This is a genomic window from Micromonospora sp. URMC 105 (assembly GCF_051386295.1).
Taxonomy (GTDB): Bacteria; Actinomycetota; Actinomycetes; order Mycobacteriales; family Micromonosporaceae; genus Micromonospora.
The window spans coordinates 1-10,858 of the sequence record NZ_JBPQTL010000139.1 but is presented as its reverse complement, the minus strand read 5'-3'; the positions used below and the strand labels follow the sequence as shown (position 1 = coordinate 10,858).

Here is a 10,858-nt window from a genome sequence, read left to right as displayed (position 1 = left end):
CGTCGGGTGGGGGCGGGGCGGGCGCGGGCGGCGAGCAGGGCCGCGGCCGCGCGCAGCGCCGCGAGGTGGGCCGCGGCGTAGCGCAGCCCGTCGGGACGGGTCTGGGCGGCCTCGCTGAGCCCGATCCGGGCCACCGCGAGGAGCTGGGCCGGGGTGCGGTGCGGCAGCACGTGCGCGGGCACCGTCGGTGCCTGGGCCGGGTTGGTCGGCATGACTGTCTCCTCCGCGTGACCGGGGCGGGCGCGGCGCGCGACGGAGAGGATCCGTCGGGCGGGCGCCCGGAGCGGGTGGTGCGGAGGAAGACGCACCGGATGGGGGCCGGCCGGGTGTGGACGCTTCCCCACATCACACCCGGCCGGCGAACCGGCGGGTTCGTCGTCCGCCGCCCGGGGGTCGTGGGCGGCGGACGACGATCCTGCCTTGACGGGACCGGGCTCGCGACTGCCCGGAACCCGGTGCGGTCCGCGAAACCGCACCTCTCCCGGGAGTCGGAGCCGCGAAACACCGCTCCCGGGCGTTGGAACGGGCGTACGACTCAATCGAACACTCGTTCTAACTGCTCTGACAGTACACCCTCCCTCCGACGAAAACGCAACGTGTGGCGCCCGGCGTGCCGCCGGCTCCCCCGCATCGCGGCCGAGGAGCCGGCGCACCGGACCCGGACGCCGTCTGATCGATGCCCCGGGACGGTAGGCACTCACGCTCGGTCACGACCGACTCTCAGCCCGACGCCATGACCATGCGTGACAGCTCCGCTCGGCCGGGGGTGGCCTGCACCGGCCTCCCGCCGGGTCGTCCGGTAGCCGAACAGCGCGAACGTCCCCGGCAACGGCCAAGGGAGCACCACCCCCCGCGCCTCCTTTGCTCTGCTGCCGCCCAGGCGACGGTGACGTCGCGTGGCTGTCGCGTCCGCGGCAGCAGAGCAAAGGGCGGAAGGAGCAGTACGGGTGCCGGGAGTCGGGTCACGGCGCGTGACGGTCGCCGGGTCGACTGCGCCGCCGGCCGCCCCGGCACCTCCCCGTACCCGCCACGCCGACCTGCCGACCGGCCCCACCGCGCCGAGGCGTACCGGGAAGAATGGGCGACATGCAGCCACACCCGAACGTACGGGCGGTGCAGGCGGCGCTCGACGACGCGGACGCGCGCGACGGCGCGGGCGCGCCCAGCGCGGTCCGCCTGCTGCCCGAGGCGGTCCACACCGCGGCCGCCGCCGCCGCGGCGCTCGGCGTCGACGTCGGCGCCATTGCCAACTCGCTGGTCTTCGCGGCCGACGACGCCCCGCTGCTGGTGCTCACCTCCGGTGCGCACCGGGTGGACACCGCCGAGCTGGCCGTCCGGCTCGGGGTCACCCGGCTGCGCCGGGCCACCCCGGAGTTCGTCCGCGAACACACCGGCCAGGTGATCGGCGGGGTCGCCCCGCTGGGCCACCCGCGCCCGCTGCGCACCCTGGTCGACACCGCCCTGCAGGAGTACCCCGAGATCTGGGCGGCCGGCGGGGTGCCGCAGGCGGTCTTCCCCAGCACGTACGCCGACCTGCTGCGGATCACCGCCGGCACCCCGACCGAGGTGGCGTGAGCCAGCCCGCCGGGGCGGCGGCCGGCGACACCGTCCCCGAGCTGGTCACCCTGCACGTGTGGCGGGTCTCCCGGGCGGCGCTGCCCCGGGCGCTGACCCGGATGGCGCTCGATCCGCGCCGGTTGCGCGCCACGCCGGGCGTCCGGTTCGGCAAGCTGCTCGGCACCGGGACCGGCACCGGTTTCGGCCCCGGCGACGCCGACCTGACCCGGTGGGCCGCGCTGGCCGTCTGGGACTCCCCCACCGCCGCCGAGGGCTTCGACGCCTCCCCGGTGGGCCGGGCGTGGGCCCGGATCGCCCGGGCGGCCGTCCGGGTCGACCTGCGCCCGGTCACCAGCCGGGGCGAGTGGTCCGGCCGGCGCCCGTTCGGCGAGCCGCCCGGCGGCCGGGTCGACGGCCCGGTGCTGGCGCTGACCCGGGCCCGGCTGCGGCCCCGCCGGGCGGCCACCTTCTGGACGGCGATCCCCCCGGTGGCCGCCGCGCTGCACTCCGCGCCCGGGCTGCTCGCCCGGTTCGGCGTCGGCGAGGCCCCGCTGGGCTGGCAGGGCACGGTCAGCGTGTGGCGCGACCCGACGGACCTCGTGGCGTTCGCGTACCGTCACCCGGAGCACCGCGCCGCGATCAGCCGCACCCCCACCGAGGGGTGGTACGCGGAGGAGCTCTTCGCGCGGTTCGAGGTGCGCGACGTGGTCGGCGACCGGACGGTGCTGGGGTGGGTCGCCGACGGCGACGCGGCAACGGTGAAGGGACACGCATGAGGTTGGTGCGGTGGACGCCGGACGATCTCGTCCGGCGGCTGGACGACGTGGTCGCCGTCTACGGGGAGGCGATGAACTACCGCGCCGACCTGCTGGAGGCCCGCCGTGGCTACATCGCCACCCACGTGCGCCGACCCGGCTTCCGCGCCGTCGCCAGTCTCACCACCGACGGCCGCCTGGCCGGCTTCGGGTACGGCTACCTGGGCGCGCCCGGGCAGTGGTGGCACGACCAGGTGCACCGGGCCCTGGACGCGCGGGCCCGCCGGCGCTGGCTGACCGACTGCTTCGAGGTGGTGGAGCTGCACGTCCGGCCGCCCGCGCAGGGACACGGCCTGGGCACCCGGCAGCTGACCGCCCTGCTCACCCTCGCCGAGGGCACCACCACCCTGCTGTCCACCCCGGAGGCCGACGAGCAGACCTCGCGGGCCTGGCGGCTGTACCGGCGCTTCGGCTTCGTCGACGTGCTGCGGCACTTCCACTTCCCCGGCGACGAGCGCCCCTTCGGCGTGCTCGGCCGGGACCTGCCGCTGGCCGCCGCCGAGCCGGCCGCCGCCGTCGAGTCCGGCCCGGCCGTGCCGTGATCCGACAGCGGGCCCCCTGGGCGTTGCTGGCCGTCCTCGTCCTCGCCCAGATCTGCTACCCCCTCACCACCGGCGAGACCCGGGCCCGGCTGACCGTCGCCACCGTCGTGCTGGGCTACCTGCTCTCCGTCGGGCACGCCCTGCTGCGCCGTGGCCCGCGTACGGCGGGAGCGCTGGTCGCGGTGGCCACCGGCGGCGGCTTCGCGATCGAGGCGCTCGGGGTCGCCACCGGCTTCCCGTTCGGCAGCTACGACTACTCCGGCGAACTCGGCCCGAAGCTGGCCGGGGTGCCGCTGATCATCCCGCTGGCCTGGACCTGGATGGCGTGGCCCGCGTGGCTGGCCGCCGTCCGGCTGACCTCGTCCGGGCCCGGCCGGATCGCGCTGGCCGCCGTCGGGCTGGCCGCCTGGGACCTCTTCCTCGACCCGCAGATGGTGGCCGAGGGCTACTGGGTGTGGCGGGACGCCGACCCGGCCCTGCCCGGGCTGCCCGGCATCCCGGTCAGCAACTACCTGGGCTGGCTGCTCTTCGCGGTGCTGCTGATGAGCGCGCTGCGCCCGCTGGCCGGGCCGTCCGTCGCGGTCACCGACTCCCGTGACGACCCGATGTTCGCGCTCTACCTGTGGACGTACTTCTCCAGCGTGCTGGCCCACGCGGTCTTCCTCGACCTGCCCGCCTCGGCGCTCTGGGGCGCGGCCGGCATGGCGGCGGCCGCGGTGCCGCTGGCGGTGACGCTGGTGCGCGCCCGCCGGCACGGTGACGACGGGCGGGCTCCCCGCCGGCCGGCGCGTCCCGGCGTCGACGCCACCGCATGAGCGAGCGCAACAGCGGGGATCGGGCGCGGAAGCCGGCCGGTCACCGCAGGGCGGCGACGGCATGAGCGCCACGCTCCTCGGCCTGGTCCTCGCGCTCGCCGCGCTGACCGCGCACACCGCGGTCAACGCGGGCCGGTGGCTGCGCCGCCCTGCCGGCGATCCGGTCGAGGTCACCGAGACGGTGGCGGTGCTGCTGCCGCTGCGCGACGAGGCGGCCCGCCTCACGCCCTGCCTGCGCTCGCTGCTGGCCCAGCGGGGGGTGCCGCGGCTGCGGATCGTGGTGCTCGACGACGGATCGACCGACGGCACCGCCGACGTGGTCCGCGCGGTGGCCGGCGACGATCCCCGGGTCACCCTGCTCACCGGGGTCAACCCGCCGCCGGGCTGGCTGGGCAAGCCGCACGCCTGCCACCAGCTCGCCGGCCGGGCCGACCCGGCCGCCACCGCGCTCGCCTTCGTCGACGCCGACGTGGTGCTCACCCCGTACGCCGTCGCGGCGGCGGTCGCCGAGCTGCGCGCCGCCGGGGCGGCGCTGCTGTCGCCGTACCCCCGGATCCTGGTGCGGACGGCGGCCGACCGGCTGGTGCAGCCGCTGCTGCAGTGGTTGTGGCTGACCTTCCTGCCGCTGCGCGCGATGGAACGCTCGCCGCGGCCGTCGCTGGCCGCCGCGGGCGGGCAGTTCCTGGTGGTGGACCGGGCCGGTTACCACCGGGCCGGCGGCCACGCCGCGGTGGCCGACAAGGTCCTGGAGGACATCGAGCTGGCCCGGGCGGTCAAGCGGTCCGGCGGGCGGATCGCCCTGGCCGACGGCTCCCGGCTGGCCGCCTGCCGGATGTACGAGAACTGGCCGCAGCTGCGCGACGGCTACACCAAGTCGCTCTGGGCCTCCTTCGGCCACCCGAGCGCGGCGGCGCTCGTGGTGACCCTGCTGCTCCTGCTCTACACCGCGCCCCCGCTGGCCGCCGGCGCGGCGCTGGCGGCCGGTGCGCCGGGGGTGGCCGCGCTCGCCGCCGCCGGCTACCTGCTCGGGGTCGCCGGGCGGGTGCTCAGCGCCCGGGCCACCGGCGGCCGGGCCTGGCCCGACGCGCTGGCACACCCCGTGTCGGTCGTGGTCCTCGGTTGGCTGACCCTGCGGTCGTACCATCTGCGGAAGCGGCGACGTCTGTCCTGGCGGGGCCGCCCGGTCAGCTAGGAGGACGCGGCATGGCGCGGATCGTGATCGTCGGCGCCGGGGTGGGCGGCCTGGCCGCCGCCGCCCGGCTGGCCGTCACCGGACACGAGGTCACCGTCTTCGAACGGGCCGACACCGTCGGCGGCAAGCTCGGCCGGTACGCGCACGACACCCCGGCGGGCTCGTTCCACTTCGACACCGGACCCAGCCTCTTCACCCTGCCCCAGGTCTTCCACGACCTGTTCGAGGCGACCGGGGCCAAGCTCGACGAGTACCTCGACCTGGTGCCGCTGGACCCGATCGTGCGGCACGTCTTCCCCGGCGGCGGGCCGGCGCTGGACTCCTGCGCCGACCCGGCCGAGTTCGCCGCCCGGATCGGCGCGGCCCTCGGCGACCGGGCCGCCGCCGACTGGCAGCGGCTCTGGCGCCGGGCCGCCCGGGTGTGGGAGGCCTCGCACCGCGACATCCTGCGCCGGGCCGTCGGCTCGCCGCGCGACCTCGCCGCGCTGGCCTGGCGGCTGGGCGACCTGGCCGCCATCGGTCCCGGCCGCAGCCTGCGCGGGCTGGGCCGGTCGCAGCTGTCCGACCCGCGGCTGCGGATGCTGCTCGACCGGTACGCCACCTACACCGGCGCCGACCCGCGCCGCGCCCCGGCCGCGCTGGTCGCCGTCCCCTACGCCGAGCTGACCTTCGGCGGCTGGTACCTGCGCGGCGGGCTGGGCACCCTGGCCGACGCGCTGCTGTCACGCTGCCTGGACCTCGGCGTGGTCGTGCAGACCGGCGCCACGGTCACCCGGATCGACGCCGCGGGCGGCCGGGTGCACGGGGTACGCCTCGCCGGCGCCACCGCGCCCGTCCCCGCCGACGTGGTGGTGGCCAACACCGACGCGCTCACCCTCTACCGGGACCTGCTGCCCGCCCCGCGCCGGCTGGCCGGGCTGACCGACCGCAGCCTGGCCGGCTTCGTGCTGCTGCTCGGGGTACGCGGCGACACCGGGCTGGCCCACCACAACGTGTTCTTCCCCCGCGACTACGACGCCGAGTTCGACGCGGTCTTCGGCGACCCGGGACGGGGCGTACGGGCCCGGCCGGCGGCCGACCCGACCGTCTTCGTCACCGTCGCCGACGACCCGATGGTCCGCCCGGACGGGCACGAGTCGTGGTTCGTACTGGTCAACGCCGCGCGCCACGGCACCGCCGCCGGGGCGGTGGACTGGCGCCGGCCAGGGCTCGCCGAGGCGTACGCCGACCGGATCCTCGACGTGCTCGCCGAGCGGGGCGTCGACGTCCGCGACCGGCTGGTGTTCCGGGAGGTCCGCACCCCCGCCGACCTGGACACGGCGACCGGCGCGCCGGGCGGCACGATCTACGGCACGGCGGGCGGGCTGCTGCGCCCGGCCAACCGGGGCCCGGTGCACGGGCTCTGGCTGGTCGGCGGCTCCAGCCACCCCGGGGGCGGCCTGCCGATGGTGACCCTCTCCGCGCAGATCGTCGCCGAGGAGATCGGTCCGGCCTGGTAGCGGGGCGGCGAGGGGTCAGCCGGCGTCGATCAGGGCGCGGCGCACGGTCGACAGCAGCTGCCCCAGGCCGAAGCCGGCCAGCAGCACCCAGACGGCGGTGGCCATGGTGATGGTGCCGGCGGCCAGGTCCGGGTCGATCAGCCCGGTCAGCCCGGCCAGCAGCAGCCCCACCAGGGCCACGCAGACCCGGGTGGGGCGCTCCCCCACGGTCACCGCGCCGATGTCGCGCATCCCGGCGGCGACCGCGCGGGCCCGGACGTACTCGTGCAGCCAGGACAGCGCACCGCCGGCGACCACCAGCGCGCCCGGCGCGCCGACCAGCCAGAACGCGGTCAGCCAGGCGACCTCACCGAGCCGGTCGGCGACCGAGTCGTAGACGTAGCCGAGCCGGGTGGTCCGGTTGGTGGCCACCGCCACCGCCCCGTCGACGCTGTCCGCCACCGCGGCGAGCAGCACGAACAACGCCCCCAGCAGCGGACCGTCCACCGATCGTACGGAGAACAGCGGCACGCAGAGACAGAGCAGCACCCCGGCCACGGTCACCGCGGTCGGGCCGATCCGGAGCCGGCCGAGGATGTACCCCACGTGGTAGGCGAACCGCAGCCAGGCCCGGACCACCGGCGCGGCGGCGCGCGGGTCGAAGCCGCCGTGCAGCCGGGCCCAGGCGGTGGCGTAGTCGTCCCACTTCAGCTGTGTGCCCACCATCGATCAACCGTCGCGGCGCGGTTCAGGTGTCGGGGTACGGGCGTTCACACCCGGGCGCCGGCCTGGATGCTGCGCCAGACCTCCCGGGTCGCGGTGGACCGGTTGAGGGTGATGAAGTGGATCCCCGGCACCCCCTCGTCCAGCAGCCGGGTGCACATCTCGCTGGCCTGCTCGATGCCGAGCCGGCGCACTGCCTCCGGATCGTCGGCGACCCGCGCGAACCGTTCGGCGAGGGCGGGCGGGAACGGCGCCCCGGACAGCTGCACGGACCGCTCGATGGTGCCGATCTGGGTCACCGGCATCACGCCGGCCAGGATCGGGGTGTCGCAGCCGGCGGCGGCGACCCGGTCGCGCAGCCGCAGATAGTCGTCGGCGTCGAAGAACATCTGGGTGATCGCGAACTCCGCGCCGGCCCGGCACTTGCGGACGAAGTGCGCGGTGTCGCTGGCGACATCGGCGGAACGCGGGTGCTTGTACGGGAAGGCGGCCACGCCGACGCTGAAGTCGCCGGCGTCGCGGACCAGCCGGACCAGTTCCTCGGCGTAGAGCACGCCCTCGGGGTGGCGGACCCACTCCCCACCCGGGTCGCCCGGCGGGTCGCCGCGTACGGCGAGCACGTTGCGCACGCCGACGCCGGCCAGCCGGCCGATGACGTTGCGCAGCTCGGCGACCGAGTGGTTGACCGCGGTCAGGTGGGCCATCGGCAGCAGGGTGGTCTCGGTGGCGATCCGCTCGGTCACCGCCACCGTGGTGTCCCGGGTCGACCCGCCCGCGCCGTAGGTGATGGACACGAACGAGGGTCGCAGCGACTCCAGCTCCCGGATGGCCTGCCAGAGCAGCCGCTCGCCCTCGGGCGTCTTGGGCGGGAAGAACTCGAAGGAGAACGTCGGCTGCCGGTCACGGATCAACGCCCCGATCGCCGGCTGGGGATTGGGGAGGACGGAGGGAAGACCGAGCGCCACGCCCTGACTCTAGCGGGCGCCGGCCCGCGTACCCACGATCTTCCCATCGTGGCATCGACGGCCGTCTGCGCACGCCGGTGGACCGGTCGGCGCGGCGACGCACGGCGGGTCCGGCCCGCCGTCGTACCCCCGGGGTAGGAAGGAACCAGCGCGGGTGGCGCCGGTCGGGGCCGGCGCCCGGGGGCACGCGCGGGGGTCAGCACCGACCGACGGCGCGCCGGTCCCGTCCTGCCGGACGGCCGGCTCGCCGCGCCGACGCCCGACCGGAGGACCGATGACCCCGCCCGACCCGCGCCTGCTCGGGCCGCTGATCGCCCAGCTGCGGCTGGCCCGCGGCTGGAGCCAGCAGCGGCTCGCCGCCGAGCTCTGCGCCGCCTCCGGCGCGCCCACCGTGACCCGGCACGAGATCTCCCGCTGGGAGCGCCAGGCCCGGCTGCCGGGCGACCGCTGGCTGCACCGGCTGGCCCTGGTGCTCGACGCGCCGGCCGGGCTGCTGGTCGAGGCCGCCGGGCGCAGCCGGCATCGCGGCCCGGTGGGCGCGGGCGGCTCCCGGTCCCGGTCGGCCCTGCTGGCCCTGGCCCAACGCTGGGCGGCCGACCCGCACGCGCCGCTGCTCGTCGCACCGGCGGCGGTGGACCGCGACGCCGACGCGGGCGGACCGGGGCGGTCCGAGCCGGGCGGGCCACCCGCCCCCGGCGAGCTGGCCGAGCTGCGCCGGCTCGACGACGTCAGCGGCGGCGCCGACCTGGCCCCGGCCGGGGCGTACCGGCTGCGGCGGGCGGCCCGGGCGCTGGCCGGGGCGGGCCCGGCCGAGCGGCGGCGACTGCTGCCGGTGCTGGCCGAGACGGCCCAGTTCGCCGGGTGGCTGCACGCCGACGCCGGGGATCCCGCCGCCGGGCTGGACGCCTACCGGCTCGGGCTGCGGGCCGCCGCGGCGGCCGGTGACCCGGCGCTCGCCGGGCACGTGCTGGGATCGGCCAGCCACCTGCTGGCCGGGGCCGCCGACCCGGAGGGCGCGCTGCTGCTGGCCCGCACCGCGTACGCGGGGGCCCGGCGGGCGGCCGGTCCCGGGCTGCGGGCGTTGCTGCTGCACCGGGTGGCGCTGGCGGCCGCGCTGGGCGGGCGGACCCGGGCCGCCCGGCAGGCCCTCGACGCGGCGCGGCGCGCGGGCGGCGCGGTCGAGCCGGCCGCCGAGCCGCCCTGGCTCTACTGGCTCGACGACGCCGAGCTGGCGGCGATGACCGGCCGCACCCTGGTCGCGCTCGGCCGGCCCCGACCGGCCCTGCCGCTGCTGCGCGCGGCCCGCCGGGCCGGCCGACCCCGCCGGGCGGCGGTCTACGGCGGTTGGCTGGCCCGTGGCCTGCTCCAGCTCGGCGAGGTGGAGCAGGCCTGCGCGGTGGCCGGGGCCGCGCTGCTGGACGCGGTGCGCGCCGGGTCCGCGCGGGCCGCGACCCCGCTGGCCGAGCTGGAGCGCCGGCTGGCCGCGCACCGCGGCGAGCCGGCGGTACGCCGCTACGCCGCGCTGCTCGCCGATGCCCGCGGCTTCCTTCCCCGCGGCCCGGTCACCGCCCCCGTCCGGTCGTCGTCGGGGCGGCGGGCCGGGCCGCCGGGCGGGTCGGGTGCGACCCGCCGACCCGGCGGTGGCGCGCGGCCGACGCCGACCGGATAGCGTCGGTACGTGACCCACGCAGCTCCCGTCTCTCCCGTCGACCGTGCCGGCCTGCGTCAGCGCGTCGACAAGGCCCTGGCCGAGTTCCTGGCCAACCAGCGCACCTGGATGACCGGCGTCGACGACGCGTTGGTGCCCGTCGCCGAGGCGATCGAGGCGTTCGTGCTGGGCGGCGGCAAGCGGCTGCGCCCGGCGTTCGCGTACTGGGGGTACCGGGGCGCCGGCGGGGTCGACTCCGACCATGTGGTGACCGCCCTGGCGGCGCTGGAGTTCGTGCAGGCCAGCGCGTTGATCCACGACGACCTGATGGACCGCTCGGACACCCGTCGCGGCGAGCCGGCGGTGCACCGGCGGTTCGCCGCCCGGCACCGCGCGGCGGGCTGGGGTGGCGACCCGGACGGCTTCGGCGACGCGGCGGCGATCCTGCTCGGCGACCTCTGCCTGGTCTGGTCGGACGAGCTGCTGCACTCCGCCGGCCTGGAGCCGGGCACGGTGGCCCGGGCCCGCCCGGTCTTCGACGAGATGCGCACGGAGGTCACCGTCGGGCAGTACCTGGACGTGCTGACCCAGGCCATCGGGGACACCTCGGTGGAGCGGGCCAGCAAGGTGGCCCGGTACAAGTCGGCCAAGTACACGGTCGAGCGGCCGCTGCTGCTCGGCGCCGCGCTGGCCCAGGCGTCGGCGGACGTACGCACGGCGTACTCGGCGTACGGGCTGCCGCTGGGCGAGGCGTTCCAGCTCCGCGACGACGTGCTCGGCGTCTTCGGCGACCCGGCGCAGACCGGCAAGCCGGCCGGGGACGACCTGCGCGAGGGCAAGCGCACCTATCTGGTGGCGGCGGCTGTGGAGGCAACCGACGACGCCGGCCGGGAGTTGCTGCTCGGCCGGCTCGGCGATCCGGCGCTGGACGAGGCCGGGGTGACCCGGCTGCGGGAGCTGATCACCGCCAGCGGGGCGCTGGCCCGTACCGAGCAGCGGATCGTCACCCTCACCGACGCCGCGCTGGCCGCTCTCACCACCGTCGACCTCGACACCGAGGCCCGCCAGGCCCTGGTCGACCTGGCCATCGCCGCCACCCGCCGCGCCGACTAACCCCCTCCCC

11 protein-coding genes are annotated in these 10,858 nt (G+C 77.3%); 8 read left to right on the top strand and 3 right to left on the bottom strand.

Annotated features, from left to right (window positions below; genetic code table 11):
- Window positions 1-212 (bottom strand): SAV_6107 family HEPN domain-containing protein (locus tag ACSNN7_RS27245; RefSeq protein WP_436683883.1); only part of this gene is annotated, 212 nt, incomplete at its 3' end.
- 874 nt (window positions 213-1,086) lie between these two features.
- Between ACSNN7_RS27245 and ACSNN7_RS27240 the strand changes: the two genes are divergently transcribed.
- From ACSNN7_RS27240 to ACSNN7_RS27215, 6 genes are all read left to right on the top strand, one after another.
- Window positions 1,087-1,575 carry a YbaK/EbsC family protein gene (locus tag ACSNN7_RS27240; protein WP_436683881.1) on the top strand — a complete coding sequence of 163 codons (489 nt, stop codon included), beginning with the start codon at window positions 1,087-1,089 and terminating at the stop codon, window positions 1,573-1,575.
- A complete protein-coding gene (locus ACSNN7_RS27235; RefSeq protein ID WP_436683880.1) occupies window positions 1,572-2,333 on the top strand; it encodes a monooxygenase in 762 nt (253 codons plus the stop codon). The genes ACSNN7_RS27240 and ACSNN7_RS27235 overlap by 4 nt, the downstream gene beginning before the upstream one ends.
- Window positions 2,330-2,914 (top strand): GNAT family N-acetyltransferase, encoded by a 585-nt coding sequence (locus ACSNN7_RS27230; protein WP_436683878.1) that lies wholly within the window; start codon window positions 2,330-2,332, stop codon window positions 2,912-2,914. Before ACSNN7_RS27235 ends, ACSNN7_RS27230 begins: the two co-directional genes overlap by 4 nt.
- Window positions 2,914-3,729 (top strand): carotenoid biosynthesis protein, encoded by an 816-nt coding sequence (locus ACSNN7_RS27225; protein ID WP_436683884.1) that lies wholly within the window; start codon window positions 2,914-2,916, stop codon window positions 3,727-3,729. Before ACSNN7_RS27230 ends, ACSNN7_RS27225 begins: the two co-directional genes overlap by 1 nt.
- A 61-nt stretch (window positions 3,730-3,790) precedes the next feature.
- The gene (locus ACSNN7_RS27220; protein ID WP_436683877.1) at window positions 3,791-4,921 is read left to right on the top strand and encodes a glycosyltransferase; all 1,131 of its coding nucleotides are present in this window, start codon (window positions 3,791-3,793) and stop codon (window positions 4,919-4,921) included.
- A gap of 11 nt (window positions 4,922-4,932) precedes the next feature.
- Window positions 4,933-6,420 (top strand): phytoene desaturase family protein, encoded by a 1,488-nt coding sequence (locus ACSNN7_RS27215; RefSeq protein ID WP_436683875.1) that lies wholly within the window; start codon window positions 4,933-4,935, stop codon window positions 6,418-6,420.
- 15 nt (window positions 6,421-6,435) lie between these two features.
- Here ACSNN7_RS27215 and ACSNN7_RS27210 read toward each other — a convergent pair whose 3' ends face one another.
- Window positions 6,436-7,125 (bottom strand): CDP-alcohol phosphatidyltransferase family protein, encoded by a 690-nt coding sequence (locus ACSNN7_RS27210; RefSeq protein ID WP_436683873.1) that lies wholly within the window; start codon window positions 7,123-7,125, stop codon window positions 6,436-6,438.
- 44 nt (window positions 7,126-7,169) lie between these two features.
- Window positions 7,170-8,087, bottom strand: coding sequence for a methylenetetrahydrofolate reductase [NAD(P)H] (metF, locus tag ACSNN7_RS27205; protein WP_436683872.1), 918 nt, complete (start codon window positions 8,085-8,087; stop codon window positions 7,170-7,172).
- A 274-nt stretch (window positions 8,088-8,361) separates the two neighbouring features.
- Here metF and ACSNN7_RS27200 point away from each other — a divergent pair, with 274 nt between their 5' ends.
- The gene (locus ACSNN7_RS27200; protein WP_436683870.1) at window positions 8,362-9,756 is read left to right on the top strand and encodes a helix-turn-helix domain-containing protein; all 1,395 of its coding nucleotides are present in this window, start codon (window positions 8,362-8,364) and stop codon (window positions 9,754-9,756) included.
- Window positions 9,757-9,765: 9 nt separating this feature from the next.
- Window positions 9,766-10,848 carry a polyprenyl synthetase family protein gene (locus ACSNN7_RS27195; RefSeq protein WP_436683869.1) on the top strand — a complete coding sequence of 361 codons (1,083 nt, stop codon included), beginning with the start codon at window positions 9,766-9,768 and terminating at the stop codon, window positions 10,846-10,848.
- The last annotated feature ends 10 nt before the right edge of the window (window positions 10,849-10,858 follow it).